Annotated in this window: 19 protein-coding genes; 16 read left to right on the forward strand and 3 right to left on the reverse strand. The window is 57.4% G+C overall.

Features of this window, described 5'->3' with window-relative positions; all coding sequences use genetic code 11:
• Positions 1 to 82: 82 nt before the first annotated feature.
• Positions 83 to 571 (forward strand): low molecular weight protein-tyrosine-phosphatase, encoded by a 489-nt coding sequence (locus ABEV74_RS13425; RefSeq protein ID WP_062492936.1) that lies wholly within the window; start codon positions 83 to 85, stop codon positions 569 to 571.
• 103 nt (positions 572 to 674) lie between these two features.
• Here ABEV74_RS13425 and ABEV74_RS13430 read toward each other — a convergent pair whose 3' ends face one another.
• Entirely contained in the window at positions 675 to 1,409 is a 735-nt protein-coding gene (locus tag ABEV74_RS13430; protein ID WP_430146637.1) for an alpha/beta hydrolase, read from the reverse strand.
• 293 nt (positions 1,410 to 1,702) lie between these two features.
• On the opposite strand from ABEV74_RS13430, the gene pdhA reads away from it, so the two are divergent.
• The 13 genes from pdhA to ABEV74_RS13495 all read left to right on the forward strand — a co-directional run bounded on the left by pdhA (position 1,703) and on the right by ABEV74_RS13495 (position 15,118).
• Positions 1,703 to 2,770, forward strand: coding sequence for a pyruvate dehydrogenase (acetyl-transferring) E1 component subunit alpha (gene pdhA / locus ABEV74_RS13435; RefSeq protein WP_430146766.1), 1,068 nt, complete (start codon positions 1,703 to 1,705; stop codon positions 2,768 to 2,770).
• A 32-nt stretch (positions 2,771 to 2,802) separates the two neighbouring features.
• A complete protein-coding gene (locus ABEV74_RS13440; protein WP_430146639.1) occupies positions 2,803 to 3,780 on the forward strand; it encodes an alpha-ketoacid dehydrogenase subunit beta in 978 nt (325 codons plus the stop codon).
• A 33-nt stretch (positions 3,781 to 3,813) separates the two neighbouring features.
• On the forward strand, positions 3,814 to 5,139 hold the full coding sequence (locus ABEV74_RS13445; RefSeq protein ID WP_430146641.1) for a dihydrolipoamide acetyltransferase family protein: 1,326 nt from the start codon (positions 3,814 to 3,816) through the stop codon (positions 5,137 to 5,139).
• A gap of 4 nt (positions 5,140 to 5,143) precedes the next feature.
• Positions 5,144 to 6,559 (forward strand): dihydrolipoyl dehydrogenase, encoded by a 1,416-nt coding sequence (gene lpdA / locus ABEV74_RS13450; RefSeq protein WP_062492940.1) that lies wholly within the window; start codon positions 5,144 to 5,146, stop codon positions 6,557 to 6,559.
• Positions 6,560 to 6,697: 138 nt separating this feature from the next.
• A complete protein-coding gene (locus tag ABEV74_RS13455; protein WP_062492941.1) occupies positions 6,698 to 7,189 on the forward strand; it encodes an acyl-CoA thioesterase in 492 nt (163 codons plus the stop codon).
• Positions 7,190 to 7,247: 58 nt separating this feature from the next.
• Positions 7,248 to 8,042 (forward strand): thymidylate synthase, encoded by a 795-nt coding sequence (gene thyA, locus ABEV74_RS13460; RefSeq protein WP_430146644.1) that lies wholly within the window; start codon positions 7,248 to 7,250, stop codon positions 8,040 to 8,042.
• Positions 8,043 to 8,063: 21 nt separating this feature from the next.
• Positions 8,064 to 8,549, forward strand: coding sequence for a dihydrofolate reductase (locus ABEV74_RS13465; protein WP_430146645.1), 486 nt, complete (start codon positions 8,064 to 8,066; stop codon positions 8,547 to 8,549).
• Positions 8,550 to 8,770: 221 nt separating this feature from the next.
• The gene (locus tag ABEV74_RS13470) at positions 8,771 to 10,258 is read left to right on the forward strand and encodes a glutamate synthase subunit beta (RefSeq protein ID WP_430146647.1); all 1,488 of its coding nucleotides are present in this window, start codon (positions 8,771 to 8,773) and stop codon (positions 10,256 to 10,258) included.
• Between the two features lie 413 nt (positions 10,259 to 10,671).
• Positions 10,672 to 11,388 (forward strand): lantibiotic protection ABC transporter ATP-binding protein, encoded by a 717-nt coding sequence (locus ABEV74_RS13475; protein WP_430146649.1) that lies wholly within the window; start codon positions 10,672 to 10,674, stop codon positions 11,386 to 11,388.
• A complete protein-coding gene (locus ABEV74_RS13480) occupies positions 11,381 to 12,139 on the forward strand; it encodes a lantibiotic immunity ABC transporter MutE/EpiE family permease subunit (RefSeq protein WP_062492946.1) in 759 nt (252 codons plus the stop codon). Before ABEV74_RS13475 ends, ABEV74_RS13480 begins: the two co-directional genes overlap by 8 nt.
• 2 nt (positions 12,140 to 12,141) lie before the next feature.
• Positions 12,142 to 12,933 (forward strand): lantibiotic immunity ABC transporter MutG family permease subunit, encoded by a 792-nt coding sequence (locus tag ABEV74_RS13485; protein ID WP_430146652.1) that lies wholly within the window; start codon positions 12,142 to 12,144, stop codon positions 12,931 to 12,933.
• Between the two features lie 28 nt (positions 12,934 to 12,961).
• Complete coding sequence (locus ABEV74_RS13490; RefSeq protein WP_430146654.1) at positions 12,962 to 13,669, forward strand: response regulator transcription factor; 708 nt, start codon at positions 12,962 to 12,964, stop codon at positions 13,667 to 13,669.
• A 3-nt stretch (positions 13,670 to 13,672) separates the two neighbouring features.
• Positions 13,673 to 15,118, forward strand: coding sequence for a sensor histidine kinase (locus ABEV74_RS13495; protein WP_430146656.1), 1,446 nt, complete (start codon positions 13,673 to 13,675; stop codon positions 15,116 to 15,118).
• A 393-nt stretch (positions 15,119 to 15,511) separates the two neighbouring features.
• Here the strand turns inward: ABEV74_RS13495 and ABEV74_RS13500 are convergent, their stop codons facing one another.
• On the reverse strand, positions 15,512 to 15,751 hold the full coding sequence (locus tag ABEV74_RS13500) for a hypothetical protein (protein WP_430146658.1): 240 nt from the start codon (positions 15,749 to 15,751) through the stop codon (positions 15,512 to 15,514).
• Between the two features lie 113 nt (positions 15,752 to 15,864).
• Here ABEV74_RS13500 and ABEV74_RS13505 point away from each other — a divergent pair, with 113 nt between their 5' ends.
• Complete coding sequence (locus tag ABEV74_RS13505; protein ID WP_430146660.1) at positions 15,865 to 16,197, forward strand: hypothetical protein; 333 nt, start codon at positions 15,865 to 15,867, stop codon at positions 16,195 to 16,197.
• Between the two features lie 6 nt (positions 16,198 to 16,203).
• A complete protein-coding gene (locus ABEV74_RS13510; RefSeq protein WP_430146662.1) occupies positions 16,204 to 18,450 on the forward strand; it encodes a type IA DNA topoisomerase in 2,247 nt (748 codons plus the stop codon).
• Here ABEV74_RS13510 and ABEV74_RS13515 read toward each other — a convergent pair.
• Positions 18,447 to 19,202 carry an HAD family hydrolase gene (locus tag ABEV74_RS13515; protein ID WP_062492952.1) on the reverse strand — a complete coding sequence of 252 codons (756 nt, stop codon included), beginning with the start codon at positions 19,200 to 19,202 and terminating at the stop codon, positions 18,447 to 18,449. The two genes, ABEV74_RS13510 and ABEV74_RS13515, sit on opposite strands and share 4 nt — an antisense overlap.
• Between the last annotated feature and the right edge of the window lie 328 nt (positions 19,203 to 19,530).

Here is a 19,530-nt window from a genome sequence, read left to right on the forward strand (position 1 = left end):
GCCGGTTCGGCTGCCGCAGCGAACGCCGCGGCCGCCGCCTGCGATCAAACGGACCGCGAGAAAGGAAGGTTGTACTGAAATAATGAAGAAAAAGGTATTGTTCGTCTGTCTCGGCAACATTTGCCGTTCGCCGATGGCGGAAGCGGTATTCCGCCATCGGGTCAAGGAAGCGGGCTTGGACCATGCCATCGAAGCGGATTCCGCCGGGACAGGCGACTGGCATATCGGGCATCCGCCGCACGAAGGGACGCGGGCGATTCTCGATCGGCATGCGATCAGCTATGAAGGAATGCGCGCGCGGCTCGTAGCGGAAGACGATTTTGAAACATTCGATTATATTGTCTGTATGGACGATTCGAATTTGCGGAACGTCCGGAAGCTGCAGCCGAAAGCGGGACAACATCGGGCGAAATTATACAAGTTTATGGATTTTGTGCCGGAATCCGCCGTCACCGACGTTCCGGACCCGTACTTTACCGGCAATTTCGATGAGGTTTACGAACTGGTCAGCGTCGGCTGCGACAAGCTGCTCGAACGCATTAAGGCCGATCTGGCGGATGCCGGACGTTGAGCGGTCGCACGCGTCTGCCGTCATGCCGAAACAATAAAGCCCCATCGCCGGCGCCGTCCGTTGCGGCAACCCGGCGATGGGGCTTTCCCGTACAGGGCATCCGTCAGCCGGCCATGAAATACCGAAGCGCGTCCGGGATTTCCTGCTGCCAGAAGCCCCATTGATGCTTGCCGTCCTTTTCTTCATAGAAGACGTCGGCGCCGCGTTCCTTCAATAACCGGCTGGTCGTCCGGTTCAGCTCGACGAAATCGTACACGCCTGTATCGGTCTGGAACGATGTTTCCTGCAGCCCGACAATCATGTACAATTGCAGGGCGGACAAGTCCGCGTATTGCGCAACGATTCGCTGCGATTCAGGATAATAGGCGCCGGAAAGCGACATGATGCGCCGAAACAGCTCCGGATACGAGATCGCCGTGTGCAGCGACGCGGTGGCGCCCAGCGAATCGCCGGCCAGCAGCCGATATTCCGGTGAGCGCCGGACCGGATAGCGGCTCTCGACGTACGGCACCATCTCTTCGGCAAAAAATGTGACATAGTCGGCATGGCGCGCCCCGTCCGGCGCGTATTCCGCCGTCCGGTGCCGCTTGTCGACATCGACGCCCGCGATAATGAACGGCTCGATATCCTCGTCGAGAATGAGCCGGTTCGCGGTCGTGGCGATTCGTCCGAAATTAAAAAAATCTTCGCCGTCCTGGCAATACACGATCGGGTAGCTCAGCGTTTCATTGTAGCCCGGCGGCAAATAGATCCGCACGGAGCGGCTGCCCTCCGGCAGACGGCGGCTTTCGACAATTTCTTTTACGATCGTTCGTTTCGTATACCTTACATCGGTCATGGCGAATTCTCCTTTACCGGTTGCATGGTTTGGCGGATGTATGGGTAACAATAGAGAGGAAAGCTGGAAGAATAAAGGCTCTTTCTCAAAATTGTACTACTCTGTATTAGTGTTAAAAACTATCTGTTACATATACAATTTCTTAAGAAAAACATGCAAAACAGAGAAAAACAGCGGATTTTTCGTTTTTTGTTTTGACCATTTTGTGAAAACAGGTTTATAATGATTCTATAACAGTGGACCACGATTTTCAAATATTATGATCGAGGTGAGCGTTGACAATGAGCAAGGTGATCAGTAAAGCTCAGTACGAAGTGTACACGGAGCCGGTTCAGCCGTTGACGATATTGTCGCCGGAAGGCGAGGTCGTCAATCCGGATCTGATGCCGAATCTTAGCGACGACCAATTGAAAGAGTTAATGTATCGGATGGTGTTCACCCGCACATGGGACGAGAGGGCCGTAAACCTCGGACGCCAGGGGCGCCTCGGATTTTATGCGCCGGTATCCGGCCAGGAGGCGTCGATGATCGGAAGCGAGTACGCGCTCAATAAAGACGATTTTATATGTCCGGGTTACCGCGACATGCCGCAAATCGTCTGGCACGGCTTGCCGATGTATCAAGCGTTCCTGTATTCGCGCGGCCATCAGCATGGCGGGCAAATTCCCGAAGACGTGCATGTGCTGATGCCGCAAATTATTATCGGGGCGCAAGTTCTGCATGCTAACGGCGTGGCGATGGCGTTCAAGAAGCGCGGCGAGAAGCGCGTCGTCATTACGTATACGGGCGACGGCGGTTCCTCCGAAGGCGATTTCTACGAAGCGCTGAACTTTGCCGGCGTATTCAAATTGCCGGTCATCTTCGCCGTGCAGAACAACCGCTATGCCATTACGACGCCGTTCGAGAAGCAGACGGCCGCGCTGTCGATCGCGCACAAGGCGGTTGCCGCCGGCATTCACGGCGTACAGGTGGACGGCATGGACGTGCTTGCCGTTTACAAAGCGGTTTCCGATGCGGCGGAGCGCGGACGCAACGGCGAAGGCGCAACGCTTCTTGAGCTGCTCACCTACCGTTTCCGCCCGCACTCGATGGCGGACGACGCGACGAAATACCGGACGAAGGAAGAAGAAAACGAATGGTCGATGAAAGATCCGCTTGTCCGGTTCGGCAAATTTTTGGAGAAGAAGAAGCTGTGGTCCGAAGAAGATACGGCTCGTGTGAAGGAAGAGGCGAAAGCGGCCGTCAACGAGCATATCAAGAAGGCCGAAAATACGGAGAAAATGACGGTCCAGGGTCTGATCGACTCCATGTTCGAATCGACGCCGCAACATTTGGAAGAGCAAAAAGCCGATTTTAATTAAGGCCGAATTTCGATAAGGAGGAACCAGCGAACATGGCTCAAATGAATATGTTGGAAGCGATCCGCGACGCAATGCGCGTCGAAATGAAACGCGACGAGAACGTGATTGCGTTCGGCGAAGACGTCGGCAAGGTCGGCGGCGTTTTCCGCGTGACGGAAGGGCTTCAGGAAGAATTCGGAGAGGACCGCGTGTTCGACACTCCGCTTGCGGAGTCCGCAATTGCGGGGATGGCCGTCGGCATGGGCATTCAAGGCTTCCGGCCGATCGCGGAAATTCAGTTCATCGGCTTCATCTTCGAAGCGCTCGACCAGATGTTCGTTCAGGCTGCGCGGATGCGTTACCGTTCCGGCGGCCGCTATAACGCGCCGATCGTGTTCCGCACGCCTTTCGGCGGCGGCGTCAACGCGGCGGAGCTGCATACCGATTCGCTCGAAGGATTGGCCGTCCAGACGCCCGGCATGAAAGTAATCGTTCCGTCCAATCCGTACGACGCCAAAGGTCTTATGATATCTGCTATTCGCGACAATGACCCGGTATTTTTCATGGAGCATCTCAATCTGTACCGCAAATTCCGCGCGGAGGTGCCGGAGGGCGAATATACGGTGCCGATCGGCAAGGCGAAAGTCGTCCGCGAAGGCTCGGATGTAACGATTATCGCTTACGGCATGATGGTGCATACGGCGATGCAGGCGGCCGACGAACTGGAGAAGCAAGGCGTGAAGGCGGAGATTATCGACCTGCGCACCTTGATGCCGCTCGATATCGATACGATCGTCGCCTCCATTCAGAAGACGAACCGCGCCATCGTCGTGCAGGAAGCGCAGAAGACGGCGGGCGTAGCCGCGGAAGTGATCGCGCAGATCAACGAGAGAGCGATTCTTCATCTGGAAGCGCCGGTGCTGCGGGTAGCCGGTCCGGATACCGTGTATCCGTTCGTGCAAATCGAGAACGTATGGCTTCCGACACCGGCCCGCATCATTGCCGCCGTCAACAAGGTACGGGAATTTTAAGATCCGATAGTTCAGCTGGAGGAGGTAGGACAAGTGGCGAAATTCGAATACCGGTTCCCGGAGCTGGGCGAAGGACTGCACGAAGGCGAAATCGTCAAGATGCTGATCAAGCCCGGAGATACCGTAACCGACGAAGATATTATTATGGAAGTGCAAAACGATAAAGCGATCGTAGAGGTGCCTTGTCCGGTCAACGGGAAAGTGCTGGAAGTGCTGGCGAAAGACGGGCAAGTGTGCCATGTCGGCGACATTGTCGCCATTATCGACGCGGAAGGAGACATTCCGCAGCAGGCCGCTCCCGGAGCCGTCGAAAGCGGCGGCGCTGCGGCGCAGGAAGAGCAGAAAGCGTCGCAGGGCGGAGCCGACATTCAGCCCGGACAAGCGGCGCCGGCCGCTGCGGACGGGGGACAAGCGCCGAAGAGCGAGCCCGGTAAAGGCGGACTCGTGCTTGCCACGCCGAGCGTCCGCAAATACGCGCGCGAAAAAGGCGTCGATCTGACGGGCGTCCAGGGAACCGGCAAGAACGGCCGCATTACCCGCGAAGATGTGGATGCTGCCGCTTCCGGCGGCGTGCAGGCCGCTCCGGGAGCAGCCGCGGCACAAGGCGTTGCCGAAGCGCGTCCGGCGCAGGCGGCCGCCGTGCAGACGACGGGCGATCGTCCGGAGGAGCGTATTCCGTTCAAAGGTATTCGCAAAGTGATTGCAAGCGCGATGTCCAAGTCGGTTTACACGGCGCCGCACGTTACGCTGATGGACGAAGTGGACGTGACGAAGCTCGTCGAGCTGCGCACGAAGTCGAAGCCGATCGCCGAGAAGAAAGGCGTCAAGCTGACGTACCTGCCGTTCATCGTCAAGGCGCTGGTGGCGGCATGCCGCGAGTATCCGATTCTGAACGCGACGCTGGATGAGGAAAACCAGGAAATCGTGCTTCGGAAATATTACAACATCGGCATCGCCACCGATACCGACAACGGCTTGCTCGTGCCGGTCATCGAGAACGCCGACCGCAAAAACATCTGGATGATCGCGAACGAGATCCGCGATCTGGCGACGCGCGGCCGCGAAGGCAAGCTGGCTCCGCACGAGATGAAGGGCAGCACGATTTCGATTACGAACATCGGTTCCGCCGGCGGCATGTTCTTCACGCCGGTTATCAACTTCCCGGAAGTCGCCATTCTCGGCACGGGACGCATTACGGAGAAAGCAGTAGTACGCGACGGGCAAATTGTCGCCGCGCCGGTAATGGCGTTGTCGCTCAGCTTCGACCATCGTTTGATCGACGGTGCGACGGCACAAAACTTTTTGAACTACATCAAGCAGCTGCTGGCCGATCCGGAGCTGCTGGTAATGGAGGTATAACGATATGGTCGTAGGAGACGCTTCTCTCGATATCGATACACTGGTCATTGGCGCCGGTCCCGGCGGTTATGTGGCGGCCATTCGGGCCGCCCAGCTCGGACAGAGCGTGCTTGTCGTGGATAAAGAATATGTCGGCGGCGTATGCCTCAATGTCGGCTGCATTCCGTCGAAGGCGCTCATCTCTGCCGCGCATCAATACGAAACGGTGAAGCACGCTTCGTCGATCGGCATTGACGCCGGAGAGGTCAAAGTTGATTTCGGCAAAGTCCAGGCGTTCAAAGAAAGCGTCGTGAAGAAGCTGACGGGCGGGGTATCGTCGCTGCTCAAGGCGAACAAGGTCCAGTTCTTCCAGGGCGAAGTCATGTTCATCAACGAGAACGAGGCGCGCGTATTCAACGAACAGGAAGCGCCGCGCTACAAATTCAAAAACTGCATTATCGCCACGGGCTCCCGTCCGATCGAGCTGAAGGCGTTCCCGTTCGGCGGACGCATCCTCTCCTCGACCGGAGCGCTCGCGCTGCAGGAAGTGCCGAAGAGCCTTGTCGTTATCGGCGGCGGCTATATCGGCATCGAGCTTGGCCAGATGTTCTCCAAGTTCGGCACGCAAGTAACCGTGATCGAAGGCACGAACTCGATTCTTCCCGGCTTCGACACCGACATGTCGTCGCTTGTCGCGAAGAAGCTGAAGGCGCAAGGCGTGAACGTCGTGACGGGCGCCCAGGCGAAGAGCGCGGAGCAGACCGACAAGGACGTCACCGTTACGTATACGGTGGGCGACAAGGAAGAGAAAGTGACGGCGGACTACCTGCTTGTAACCGTCGGCCGCCGGCCGAATACGGACGGCGAGCTCGGTCTCGATCTGATCAACATCAAGATGACCGATCGCGGGCTGATCGAAATCGACGATCAATGCCGCACGAGCGTTCCGCATATTTATGCGATCGGCGACATCGTGCCCGGTCCTGCGCTGGCGCATAAAGCGTCGTATGAAGGCAAGGTGGCGGCCGAGGCGATCGCCGGGCTGCCGAGCAAGATCGATTACAAGGTGATTCCGCTCGTCTGCTTCTCCGATCCGGAATGCGCAAGCGTCGGCTATACGGAGTCCGAAGCGAAAGAGAAAGGCTACAATGTGAAAGTCGGCAAGTTCCCGTTCAGCGCGAACGGCCGCGCATTGTCGCTGCAGTCGACCGACGGATTCGTGAAAATCGTTTCCGACGCCGACACCGGGCTCGTCCTCGGCGCGCAAGTCGCCGGCGCCGAAGCGTCCAACCTGATCGCCGAGCTCGGCCTTGCGATCGAAATGGGCGCAACCGTCGAAGATATCGCGCTTACGATTCATGCGCATCCGACGCTTGGCGAAATTACGATGGAGGCGGCGGAAGTCGCGCTCGGCCATCCGATTCACACGTTCGTAAAATAATTCGCAGCATGCGCATGCAGACTGCCGAAAGAGAGGTCATGCGGTTGGTTCAACCGGGACCTCTTTTTTCGTCATCATACCGTATAAAACAACGGCATAACGTTCATGATGAATGAAAAACGAGAGGGGCGTACAGCGATGTCCGACAGGCAAGGCAGGTTGATCCGGGAATCCCGGACCGTTATGACGCAACTGATTTTCCCTTCGGATACGAATCATCACGGGACGATGTTCGGCGGAAAACTGATGGAATTGATGGATAAGGCGGCGGCGATCGCCAGCATGCGCCATGCCCGCATGGCTACCGTTACCGTTTCGACCGACAGTCTCGAATTCGTCGCCCCGATCCGGCTCGGCGAAGTGATCGAGGTGGAAGCGTTCATCAGCTGGACGCATCGCAGTTCGATGGAAGTTTACGTCAAGGTGCAGTCGGAAAATGTCGAATCCGGGGAGCGGAAAACGGCGGTCACCGCTTTTTTCACCTTTGTAGCGCTCGGCAAGGACGGTAAGCCGACGCCCGTCCCGCCCGTCATCCCCGAATCCGAAGAAGAGATTCGGCTTCATCAAACCGCGCCGGAGCGGTATGAAATGCGCTTGCAACGAAGACAAAACAAACGTTCGCATACTTGAACCGGTATGGTACAATAGGGGAAATGGCTTTGTCAGCAATCGGGAGGAGAAACGAAGCGTGAGAGCGTATTTGGATTTGCTTCAGGATATTTTGGACAACGGAACCGTAAAGAAAGACCGGACCGGGACAGGGACGATTTCGGTCTTCGGGCGGCAGCTCCGGTTCGATCTGAATGACGGTTTTCCGCTCGTCACGACGAAACGGATTCACATCAAGTCGGTCGTGCATGAGCTGCTCTGGTTTTTGAGCGGAGATACCAACATCCGCTATTTGCAGGACAACGGCGTGCGGATTTGGAACGAATGGGCGGACGAGAACGGGGATCTCGGGCCGGTGTACGGCTCGCAATGGCGGGCCTGGGAAGGGGCCGACGGCAGACGGCACGACCAGATCGCCCAGGTGGTGGAGTCGATCCGGCGCAATCCGGACTCGCGGCGCCATCTCGTCAGCGCCTGGAACGTGGCGGAAATCGACAAGATGAAGCTGCCGCCGTGCCATTTTGCGTTTCAATTTTATGTATCCGACGGTAAGCTGTCGTGCATGCTGACGATGCGTTCGTCCGACACCTTTCTCGGATTGCCGTTCAACATTGCCCAGTATGCGTTATTGACGCATATGATCGCCCAGCAGTGCGATCTTGGTGTGGGCGAGTTCATTTATTCGGGCGGCGACGTGCATATTTACCTGAATCATCTCGACCAGGTGAAAGAGCAGCTGTCGCGCGAGCCGTACCCGCTGCCGCGCCTTGTCATCAAGCGCAAGCCGGCATCGATTTTCGATTACAAATATGAAGATTTCGAGTTTGTCGGTTATCAGCATCATCCGACGATCAAGGCGGAAGTGTCGGTATAACGGGAAGGGAGCGTGGGAGCTGTGGGCATCACGATGATCGCCGCAATGGACCGCAACCGGCTGATCGGCCGCAACAATGAGCTGCCTTGGCGCATTCCTGCGGATATGGCTTATTTTGTCCGCATGACAAAAGGGAAAACGGTCGTCATGGGGCGTAAGACGCTGGAATCGTTCAACGGTCCGCTGAAAAACCGGACGAACGTCATGCTGACGAAGAGCCGCGATTTTCGGCCGGAAGGCTGCGAAGTCGTGCACTCCGTCGAGGAAGCGTTGGCACGGTATGCCGGCGGCGGGGAGCTGATGATTATCGGCGGGGCGGAAGTGTATAAGCAGTTTTTGCCATATGCGGATAAGCTGCTGCTGACCGAAATCGACGAGGAGTTTGAGGGCGATACCTATTTCCCGTCATTCGACGAGGCGGAATGGAAGCTCTCCGGCAGCGAAAAGGGCGTCAAAAACGACGAAAATCCTTATGATTACTGGTTTCGGACATATGTAAGACGCTGACGCGTTCCTGTGCGATTTGTGACAAGGTGTATGACAAATAGTGCAAATGATTATACGGATAATCCATTGGTTCGACCTGGATTGGAATGCTAGGATATTTTAAATAGGAGACGGGAATATACAAGACTTCTCAGTTGCAGATCAACGGAAATCCCGTTATAGTTTAAAATAAACTGGCCGATAATTGGCCAATCGGGACGAATAATGGAGGGATTGCGGTCATGTCGACACCTACCGGATTTATGGAATATAAGCGAGAACTGCCTGCCGATCGCGACCCGCTTGAGCGCATTAAAGATTGGGAGGAATTTCATAAGCATCTTTCCGAAGACCAGCTGCGGACGCAGGGCGCGCGCTGCATGGATTGCGGCACGCCCTATTGCCATACGGGAATGGAATTGAACGGATCGGTATTGGGTTGTCCTGTCCACAACCTGATACCGGAATGGAACAACCTGATCTATCGGGGACTGTGGCGCGAGGCGCTGGATCGGCTGCACAAAACGAATAATTTCCCCGAATTTACCGGCAGCGTCTGTCCCGCTCCTTGCGAAGGATCCTGTACGGTCGGTCTGATCGGCGAGCCGGTCACCATCAAGACGATCGAGAAAGCGATTATCGACCGCGGATTCGAGGAAGGATGGGTCGTGCCGGATCCGCCGAAGAAGCGTACCGGCAAGCGCGTTGCGATCGTCGGTTCGGGACCGGCCGGGCTCGCTTGCGCGGCGCAGCTGAACAAAGCGGGGCACACGGTCACCGTCTACGAGCGCGCGGATCGCATCGGCGGTCTGCTTACGTACGGCATTCCGACGATGAAGCTGGATAAGAAGGTCGTGCAGCGCCGGGTCGACCTGCTGGCAGCGGAAGGCGTCCAATTCGTGACGAATACCGAAATCGGCAAAGATATCCCGGCCCAACAGCTGCTGGACGAATTCGACGCCGTCGTCCTTTGCGGCGGCGCAACGAAGGCGCGTGACGTCGACATTGAGGGTCGCGAATTGGGCGGCATCTATATGGCGATGGATTATTTGAACAGCACGATCAAGAGCTATCTCGATTCCGGGCTTGCGGACGGGAACTACATTTCGGCGAAAGACAAAAACGTCATCGTCATCGGCGGCGGCGATACCGGAACCGACTGCGTCGCAACGGCGCTGCGCCACGGCTGCAAATCGGTCACGCAATTCGGCACGCATGCCAAGGCGCCGCTTACGCGCGACCCGATCACGAACCCGTGGCCGCAGTTCCCGAACGTCTATACGCTCGATTATGCCCAGGAAGAGGCCAAAGCGCTGTTCGGGGAAGATCCGCGGGCGTTCTCCGTGCTGACGAAGAAGTTTGTCGGCGATGAGAACGGCAACGTGAAAGAGCTGCACACGGTTCAAATCGAGCGGATCGTCGACGAAACCGGACGCAAAATTTACAAGGAAATTCCGGGTACGGAAAAAGTATGGCCGGCCGATCTCGTGCTGATCGCCATCGGGTTCGAAGGACCGGAGAACACCCTGATCGACCAATTCGGCCTGGAGCGCGACCGCCGTTCGAACGTAAAGGCGGAATACGGCAAATACCGTACGAACGTGGACAAAGTCTTCGCCGCCGGCGACATGCGCCGCGGCCAAAGCCTTGTCGTATGGGCCATCAACGAAGGCCGTGAGGCAGCGCGCGAAGTGGACCGCTACCTGATGGGCTCCACGATGCTGCCGTAATGTCGACTCAAAGCTGTCAGGAAAGAGAGTCCGCTTGTCAAGAAAAAGGCGTCAGGCAGCCGTAACGGCATTCCTGCGAGACCCCCGATTCGCCGCTCGCGGCGGGTCGGGGTTTTATGATTAGCTATTGCTTCAATCAAGGGAATCCGTTTAATTATAAAAGCTCTGCAAAGCCCTTCCATCCTTTACGGAAAAGAAGGGCTTATTTTTTTATTCATTCCTTTGACATTACATAAAAGATGCATACAATTCCACTTCCCTATGGTGGGATTTGGCGGAATCGACGCGATTATCGCTAAGCGGGAAGATTCCGCAATCGCAACCTTTCTTTATCGATTCTTTATAATTGCTTGATATGCTCTTTGTCGAAAAGGGGATTTCTCCCGGAATACTGACAGAGTAGGATGATAGCCATGAACGACATTTTGCGAACGGTGAATCTGGAAAAACGTTTTGGCAAACAAACGGCGGTCTCCGGCGTTTCGCTTCATGTCCGCGCGGGTACGGTGTACGGTCTTCTCGGGCCAAATGGGGCCGGCAAAACGACGACGCTGAAAATGATAGCGGGATTGCTGCGGCCTTCCTCCGGCCAAATATGGATAAACGGCAAGCCGTGGACCCGAGATTGCTTGAGGGAGATCGGGGCGCTGATCGAGTCCCCGGCGCTGTACGGCAATTTGACGGCACGAGAAAATTTGCTGGTGCACACCCGATTGCTGCAGCTGCCCGAATCCCGAATCCGGGAGGTGCTCGAAACCGTGGACTTGACGGACACCGGCAACAAGAAAGCTTCCCAATTTTCGCTGGGTATGAAACAAAGGCTGGGCATCGCCATCGCGCTCGTGCAAAACCCGAAACTGCTCATTCTGGACGAGCCGACGAACGGCCTGGATCCGCTCGGAATCCAGGATTTGCGCGGGCTGATCCGTTCATTTCCGGCACGGGGCATCACCGTGATCCTGTCGAGTCACATTCTCTCTGAAGTGGAGCATACCGCCGACGACATCGGGATTATTAGCGGTGGAAGGCTGCGCTACGAAGGCGCGAACCGGCGCGGAACCGACTTGGAATCGCTGTTTATGGACGTCGTCCGGGGCGACAGGCGGAAGGAGGGAGCGGGCGATGCTTAACCTGCTTCAGGCGGAAGCCTTGAAGTCCAAGCGCACGTTTGCCCGAAAGCTGGTATGCGGCGCGCCTCTTTTCTTTGTCCTGTACGCCATCGTCGTCAAAATGCTGATGCCCGACCAAAGCATCGGCACCTGGGAGGCGCTTCTGTTCATTGTGTTTAATTGGTGGCCGGTTCTGTTCGTGCCGCTCGGGACGGCGCTTCTGTGCGCGCTGACCGAAGCCCGGGAGAAAAAATCGGGAGCCGAGCGCAGCCTCAGGACGCGTCCGGTCTCGCTTCCGCGTCTCTGGCTGGCCAAAACGGCCGTTCTGGCCGGTCATACGTTCATCTCTTCCGGAGTGCTCGTGGCCTCAACGCTGCTCGCGGGGCTGCTCATAGCGGACGGGCCTGCGCCTTTCTGGCGGATTATCGGGGCAAGTGCGGTTGTCTGGATGCTGTCGACGGCGCTGATTCCGCTGCATTTGATGGTCGCGGCATGGAAGGGGCCGGCAGTTTCCCTCGCGCTCGGTTTGGCCGGGATGTTTGCCGGCGTTCTTTCGGCGCCGGAGCCCTATTGGCCGGCGGTCCCGTGGAGCTGGCCGACCCGGTTGATGGCACCGATTGTCGGCGTCCACCCGAACGGCGTTCCGCTCCCGGACGGCGACCCGCTGCTTAGCGCTTCCGTCATTCCGGTCGGGTTCGGTCTCGCCCTCGTGTTTTTGGCTGTTACCTTGCAACTGACCGCCATATGGTACGCTCGCAGGGAGGTGCGCTAGCGATGACCCTTTTGCGCATTCTCCGTACCGATTGGCTGATCACCAAACGAACCGGTTACCGCTGGCTCGTCTTTACGGCGCCGCCGCTGGCTGCGGGAATATTGCTTTGGTATTTCTCAGGCCGGCCGCTTGCTCCGGGATTGGCGAATGCGATCTATGAAGCTTTCAGCCAAATGACCGCTTCGGCGCTTCCGCTCGCGATCGGCCTGCTATCCGGAATGCTCGCCATGCAGGAGGAGCAGGCCGGCTGCTTCGGCGGGCTGTTGGGTCGGCAGCAGCCGAGAGCGCTGAGCTTTGCGGGCAAGCTCCTGATGGTGACGCTTCCTGTCGGCTTCGGGATTTTCGCAGCGGCTCTGCTGCTTGTCTTCGGTATGGAGACGCTGCTCGGCATCGCAGACGCCGATGCCGGTCTCTTTCTCGCCGGCGCGGCTTACACGACGATCGGATCGCTTACGCTATGTGTGTTTCATCTGTTTTTGGCGCTGGCTTTCGGGATGGGCGCTTCGGCAGCTGCCGGCGGAGCGGGATTTTTGCTGGCTGCGATCGTCGGCGCGACGGTGATCGGCGACCGGATTTGGGAATTCGTCCCTTGGGCCTGGCCTGTCCGGTTGTCGCAGTTTCCGTTGACGGCGCGTCTTTCGGAATTTCAGAACGGGACCGGCGCCTCGGCCTTCGAGCTGTACTGCCGGCAGGTGGACGGCGTCCTGCTGATGGCTGTTGCCTCGTTTATCGTTGCTTCGATCTGCGGTACAATATGGTTTGTCGGTTGGGAAGGACGCAAAACTTACGAATAGAACAGCTGGTAGAACAACGGAGGATCAAATGAGTACGATTTTGATCGTGGACGACGAGCGTGACATGGTGGAATTGCTGTCGGATGAACTGACGGCGAGGGGGCACCGCGTACTGGCCGCTTATGACGGAGACCGCGGCATCGAGCTGGCCGGCTCCAAACCCGACTTGGTCATTCTGGACGTCATGATGCCGGGCCGTGACGGCTTCGACGTGTGCCGGGCAATTCGCGACACCGTCGCGTGCCCGATCCTTTTCGTTAGCGCCAGGCAGTCGGAGAACGACCGGGTTAAGGGCTTCTCCATGGGCGGCGACGATTATATCGTCAAGCCGTTCGGACTGAGGGAATTGCTCGCCCGCATCGAGGCGAATTTGCGAAGGGAGGAGCGCGCCAGACAGAACATCGGGGCCGACGTTGGAGACAAAGCCGCTCAGCCGCTGCTTCGCTGGGGAAATATGGAGCTCGATCTGAAAGGGATGTCCGTAACGGTATGCGGAAAGCCGGTCGCCTTGACCCGGAAGGAATACGAGATCGTGGAACTGCTTGCGCTGCATGCCGGGCAAGTTTTTTCCCGGGAGCAGATATACGAAAGGATCTGGGGCTGGGATGCGGAAGGGGACTCTTCCACCATTGTCGAGCATATTAAAAAAATCAGGGCCAAGCTGGCCGCCGCCGATCTTTCCGGAGACTATATTCAGACTGTCTGGGGCATCGGCTACAAATGGAAAAAGGGGTAGAAGATGAAGAATATCGCCGATTGGTCGCTGAAGTCGCAGTTCGTCCTTGGCTTCGCGCTCATCCTTCTGCTCAGTTTGCTGGCTACCGCCTCCACATACGCGCTCGGCGCCGTATTGTTTACCCGGATGGAATACAAAGGCGTCTATCCGGCCAACTACTACGAAAAGCAGATTCCGGACATTAAGGAATATATCCGGAAGGAGAACACAGCATTGCTTAATCCTTCCGCGAAGGAAGAACTGGAGCGGCAAGTTCCCGGCGCCGGATTTCTTTATCAGGTGGTAGACGGCGACGGCAACTACAGATACGGCACCTTGCACGAACCGGTCTTCGAGGGGAGGCAGCAACTGTATGACGGGCTGAATAAGCCGATCCGGTATCGCGGCCGGTATGTGCAGACGGTGCCAATCATTGGCGGGGACGGGCGGATTGCGGGCGCTGTGCTGCTGTCCTACTCGCTCAGTCCGACGTTTGCCGAAGGTCAAGGCTGGCTTGCCGCTGTTTTTGCTGCCTTTTTGCTGTCGCCGTTTTTTTACATTTTTCTGTTTACGCTGCTTTTCGCCAAAACGATTGCCGGCCGAATCAACGAGCCGATCCGGATGCTGATGAAGGCTTCCCGCAAAATCGCGGAAAAAGATTTGGATTTCACCATTGAATACCGGTCAGGCAATGAGCTGGGACAATTGTGCTCGGCGTTCGCCCGAATGCAGGAGGAACTGCGCTCTTCGCTGTCCGCGCAATGGAGACTGGAGCGGGAGAAGGCTGAAATGATCGAAGCGCTGGCCCATGATTTGAAAACGCCAATTTCGATTATCTCGGGTTATGCCGAAGCTTTGCTCGATTCCGGGGCTCCGGAAGACAAGCTGCGCCGGTATCTGACGGTCATCCGCGACAATGCCGGCAAAAGCGCCGGGCTCGTGCGCCAGCTCCAGTACAGCGCTGAGCTGGAACGATTCGAAGACCGGCTGAACGTTTTACCGGTGGAGCTCGTGTCCTGGACCGGGAAGCTGATCAAGCAATTCAAGCCGGCGGCCGCGGCCAAGGGGATTCGCCTTTCTTTTCTGCCGGAGGGGGCCATAGGGGTATGCCGGATTGATCCGGAGAAGCTGGAGCGCATACTCGGCAATATTGTTTCCAACAGCATATCGTATACTCCCGAAGGCGGTCGGATCGAAGTAGGACTGGCAGTCGAAGGGCGGCAAGTCCGCTTCCGGATCCGGGATACCGGACCCGGATTCCCGCCCGGGGAGGAGGAAAGGGCGTTCGAACGCTTTTACCGGGCCGACAAAGCGCGGGGGCAATCGGAAGGCCATTCCGGTCTCGGCCTTTACATTGCAAGGCGGCTGGTGGAAAGCCATGGGGGAGAGATCAAAGCTTGCAACGCGGAGGACGGCGGAGCGGTGGTGTCCTTTGTGATTGCCGCCGCCGGAGAAGAGGGGGTAAACTGAACCTGCCGATGACGCCTTGAAATAGCCTGCAGTGCTTTCTTGAGCGGGCCAGGCAATGGCCGGTATTCGTTGACGCGATTCGCGTTCGTCGCACGACCGGCGTCCGTCGGTGAGATTCGAATCCGTCGGTGCTTCGCGTCACCGTCGAATCGCTTGGCTAAAAACCTGCAAAAATGCAGGATTTTCAGCTCCAAAAGGCTGATTTTACACAAAAGCCTGCAAAAATACAGGAATTATTTGATATTTTTGTCTATATGGCCTAATTCGAACAAAAATCCTGTATAATTGCAATAATTATTAAATTTTGTTTATTATTGGATGAAAAAAACTGTACTTTTGCAGTTTTTACGGTCATTTGATGTACCGTAGCAAATGTTAAAGCGAAGGTCAAGTTCACTGTCTTGCTGGGGAGCTTTTTGCAAGAAGGCCGTGCCGCATGCCGGCCGAATCCGGAGGACGCCTTTTATCCGTCTTGCCGCCCATCCGCCTCGTCTCCCGCCAAACCGTCAGCCATTGTCCATCCGCCTCGTCTCCCGCTACCCGTCCACCTTTGCCCGACCGCCTCGTCTCCCGCCAAACCGTCTGCCATTGCCCGCCCGCCCCGCTCCGGCCAAACCGTCTGCCATTGCCCATCCACCTCGGCCCCTGCCTCCGACCGAAACGTCGGCTCGCTGACCGGAACTTTTCGTTGTGGTAAAATAGATAACGGTTCTTTTTTCGAGTTCGTATTTTAGGGGGAATGGGGCATGATCCGTTATGGACAGGATACGGCGGAGGAGCTGCGCTTCACCGCATTTTATCCGCGAATCGAGCGGCGGAACGAGCATTGGGTGGACATCGAGCTGCGGTTCGAGCTGTCGCCGCAGACGCCGGCGCCGGCCGATGCGGTCGACTTGACCGCGCTCGTCATCTGTACGCCGGACGGGGAGATTTTCCAGATCGTGCCGCAGGAAGAAGGGTGCGACAGCGAGTTTCAGTTTACGGCGGCCGAGAAAGAGCAGATTGCCGCCTTTATCGCGCGGCCGGACATTCAGGCGGCTATAGCCGAGCAAGTGGCGGCGGCGCAGCGGGAGCGCTGACGCGGTATGTCTAAGACGCTTATTATAGCCGAAAAGCCGGATATGGGCCGGACGATCGCGGCGGTGATCGAGCCGAAGGCGGTCAACAAACGGACGTATCTGGAAGGCGAACGGTATGTGATCACCTGGGCGATCGGCCACCTCGTCGGATTGGCCGAGCCGGAGCGGTACGACGAGAAGTACAAGCGGTGGAATGACCGGGACTTGCCGATTATCCCGGAACGGTTCAAGCTGTGGCCGAACGCCCGGACGAAGGAGCAGCTGAAGACGATCGGCGAGCTCGCCAAGCGCTGCGACCGGCTGATCAACGCGTGCGACGCCGGCCGGGAAGGGCAGCTTATCTTCCATTTGATCCGCCAATATTTGAAGCTGAAGCAGCCCGTCGACCGGCTGTGGATTTCCGACCTGACGCCGGAGACGATTCGGCGCGGTTTCGAGACGCTGCGCAGCGACGCCGAGTACGACGCGCTGACGCGGGCGGCGAGAGCGCGCAGCGAGGCGGATTGGCTGATCGGCATGAACGCCTCGCGCGCCTTCACGATCCGCCATAAGGCACTGCTGTCGGTCGGCCGGGTGCAGACGCCGGTGCTGGCGCTGTTGTACGACCGCCACCGCGAAATCGAGGCGTTCCGGCCGGAAACGTATTATGTCGTTGCGGCGAGCTTCCTCCAAGAGAAGACAAGCTATGCCGGCGTCTGGCAGGGCGAGCGGCTCATCGACCGGATGAAGGCCGAAGCGATCGCCGGGAAAGTGCGGGGCAAGCCCGCCGCCATCGCCAAATACGAGAGCGCCGAGAGCAGCGAGTATCCGTTCAAGCTGTACGATTTGACGCTGCTGCAGCGGGAAGCGAACGGAAAATACGGCTTTTCGGCGAAAAAAACGTTGGACATCGCGCAGTCGCTGTACGAGAAGCATAAAGTGATTACATACCCGCGCACCAACTCGAACTATGTAACGGAAGGAAATATCGCGGCGATGAGCAAAGCGCTGGCGATGCTGGGCGGGACCGAATATGCCAAACTGGCGGCCGGCGCGGACCGCGGGCGCGTCCATAAAGGCAACCGGGCCGTATGCAATCCGGCGAAAGTGGAGGATCATCACGCCATATTGCCGACGCCGAAGAAGCCGTCAACGCTGAACGCCGACGAGCAAAAAATATACGACATGATCGTCAGGCGCTTCCTGGCGCAATATTATCCGCCGGCCCGCTATCGCAATCATACGGTATGGACGATCTGCGAAAGTGAGACGTTCCGGACGAAAGTGAAGGAGCTGCTCGAACCGGGCTGGAAGGTCGTGCAGCAGGACGCCGACGCTTCCGCGGCGCGCAAGCGGAAGAAGGACGGGCAGGACGAAGCCGGTCCGGAGGACGAGACGGTAACGGATCGGCCGTTCCTCATCGATAAGGCCAAAGAAGTTCGCTGCACCGAAGCCGAAGCGAAAGAGAAGACGACGCAGCCGCCGAAGCCGTATACCGAAGGAACGCTGCTGAAAGCGATGGAGAGCGCCGGAAAATCGATCGAAGACGACGAGCTGCGGGAAGCGATGAAGGAGACGGGGCTCGGTACGCCGGCGACCCGCGCGGCCACGATCGAAAGGCTGAAGCAGGTCGGGTACATTGCCGCGAGCGGCAAACGGCTCGATATTACGGCCAAAGGGCTGACCGCGATCGAGCTCATTCGGGGCGCGGGCGTGGAGCTGCTCGCCTCTCCGGAGATGACCGGGCAGTGGGAGCGGCGGCTGCATCAAATTTCCCGCGGGGAAGCGTCCGATGAACGGTTTATGGAGCAGGTGAAACGGTTTGCGGTCCAAATTGTCGAGAAGGTTCGGCAGCAGCAGCCGGCAGCGCCGGGCACGCTGGGGGACGGCGGCAGAACCGGCTCCGGGTCCCAAGGCCGCAAAAGCGGCAGAACGGCAGGCCGGCGCAGCGCCGCGCGCGGGAGCAAACCGGCAGCGTCCGCCGAACGCAAGGAGCCGGCCGCTTATGGAAGTTGTCCGAAGCCGGGTTGCCGGGGGACGATTATCGAAGGGAAGCGGGGCTTCGGCTGCAGCGCATACCGCGAAGGTTGCACGTTCGTCATGTGGAAGGACCAGTCCGGCAAGAAGCTGACCCCGGCCATGGTCCGGGATTTGCTTCAAAAAGGCGAAACCCGAAAGCTTTCGCTTCGCCGTCCGGACGGCTCGGAGGGAAAAGGCCGTCTCGTGCTGCACGACGCGGCAAGCGGCGCGATCCGGGCCGTATTCGACGATTAGACGAGTCCGGCGTTCCAGGCCGAGACCACGTAGTTTTGAATGGCGCCGGGCACTTCGGACAACCGGCCGACCGTAACGAAAGCGCCTTTCGGGGCGACGTCGATATCGACGATATTATACTGCCACTCTTGCTCCGTTTTGACGTGGATGGCGTGAATGCCGGTCGTCAGCGCTGGCACGACATCCGTCCGGATCGAATTGCCGATCATCCACGTCCGGCTGCGGTCGAATCCGCCTTCCGCCAATATGGCTTCCAGCGCATTGCTGTTTTTATGGCGGCGAATATAGATGCGGGAGCCGAAGTACCGCTCCAGCTTCAGCTTCTCGATTTTTCGCCGCTGAATCCGCCGCTCTCCTCCTGTGTACAGATGCAGCTCGTGACCGGACTCCCGCAGCGTCATCAGCGTTTCTTCCATATGCGGATACGGCTCGGCTTCCTGTTCGTAGACGCTAAGGCCCAGCTTCCATAGCCGCTCCTTCTCCGCATCGGACTCGGGACGGCCGGTCAATCTTGAAAAGTGCCGGTACGTCTCGACGAACGATTGCGGAAAATGATCGCTCTTGAAGCCGACGATTTCGATGCCGGCGATATCGATTTCGGTTTGCTTGTCCCGGATAATTTCAGGCGTAATTTCGTCGTAGCTTTTAAACCAGGTCGTCATCTCATCGATAAACTGGTCGATGATGAGGCCGAAATATTTATTGCAATGAATCAGCGTATCGTCCAGATCGAACAGCAGATGTTGTTTCATCGGGCAACTCCTTTTTTGCGTCCTCTGTTTCGGGCAAGAGCTCCGAATTCGGGTCGGCTCGTACCCATTTTATATTGCACAACAGCTTCTTCAAGTATAGCACAGAAACGAAAAGGCCGCGCGAACGAAACGCCAAGCGAATACCGAAGCGAAGCGGGACGAATAGAAGATGAAAATGGGCATATAGATCTAAAAGAAAGGGTTTACAACCGTCCGATACGGTGATATATTGAAGAAAAACGTTTCGAATTTTTGAAAGCGATTACTAAAAAACCGAATGGTTGACTGTTATTGCGTTTTTATCCGTTTCATTTGTATTTTTTTATCC

Source organism: Paenibacillus cisolokensis (genome assembly GCF_050481165.1).
Classification (GTDB): domain Bacteria; phylum Bacillota; class Bacilli; order Paenibacillales; family Paenibacillaceae; genus Paenibacillus_AH; species Paenibacillus_AH cisolokensis.

What these genes read in the sequence shown, in the direction of transcription:
- ABEV74_RS13490 (WP_430146654.1), top strand. Translation starts at nt 12,962, where the DNA reads ATGAGTACGATTTTGATCGTGGACGACGAGCGTGACATGGTGGAATTG.
- ABEV74_RS13430 (WP_430146637.1), bottom strand. Translation starts at nt 1,409, where the DNA reads ATGACCGATGTAAGGTATACGAAACGAACGATCGTAAAAGAAATTGTC.
- ABEV74_RS13470 (WP_430146647.1), top strand. Translation starts at nt 8,771, where the DNA reads ATGTCGACACCTACCGGATTTATGGAATATAAGCGAGAACTGCCTGCC.
- lpdA (WP_062492940.1), top strand. Translation starts at nt 5,144, where the DNA reads ATGGTCGTAGGAGACGCTTCTCTCGATATCGATACACTGGTCATTGGC.
- ABEV74_RS13425 (WP_062492936.1), top strand. Translation starts at nt 83, where the DNA reads ATGAAGAAAAAGGTATTGTTCGTCTGTCTCGGCAACATTTGCCGTTCG.
- ABEV74_RS13515 (WP_062492952.1), bottom strand. Translation starts at nt 19,202, where the DNA reads ATGAAACAACATCTGCTGTTCGATCTGGACGATACGCTGATTCATTGC.
- ABEV74_RS13440 (WP_430146639.1), top strand. Translation starts at nt 2,803, where the DNA reads ATGGCTCAAATGAATATGTTGGAAGCGATCCGCGACGCAATGCGCGTC.
- ABEV74_RS13485 (WP_430146652.1), top strand. Translation starts at nt 12,142, where the DNA reads ATGACCCTTTTGCGCATTCTCCGTACCGATTGGCTGATCACCAAACGA.
- ABEV74_RS13505 (WP_430146660.1), top strand. Translation starts at nt 15,865, where the DNA reads ATGATCCGTTATGGACAGGATACGGCGGAGGAGCTGCGCTTCACCGCA.
- ABEV74_RS13495 (WP_430146656.1), top strand. Translation starts at nt 13,673, where the DNA reads ATGAAGAATATCGCCGATTGGTCGCTGAAGTCGCAGTTCGTCCTTGGC.
- ABEV74_RS13500 (WP_430146658.1), bottom strand. Translation starts at nt 15,751, where the DNA reads ATGGGCAATGGCAGACGGTTTGGCCGGAGCGGGGCGGGCGGGCAATGG.
- ABEV74_RS13510 (WP_430146662.1), top strand. Translation starts at nt 16,204, where the DNA reads ATGTCTAAGACGCTTATTATAGCCGAAAAGCCGGATATGGGCCGGACG.
- ABEV74_RS13475 (WP_430146649.1), top strand. Translation starts at nt 10,672, where the DNA reads ATGAACGACATTTTGCGAACGGTGAATCTGGAAAAACGTTTTGGCAAA.
- ABEV74_RS13480 (WP_062492946.1), top strand. Translation starts at nt 11,381, where the DNA reads ATGCTTAACCTGCTTCAGGCGGAAGCCTTGAAGTCCAAGCGCACGTTT.
- ABEV74_RS13455 (WP_062492941.1), top strand. Translation starts at nt 6,698, where the DNA reads ATGTCCGACAGGCAAGGCAGGTTGATCCGGGAATCCCGGACCGTTATG.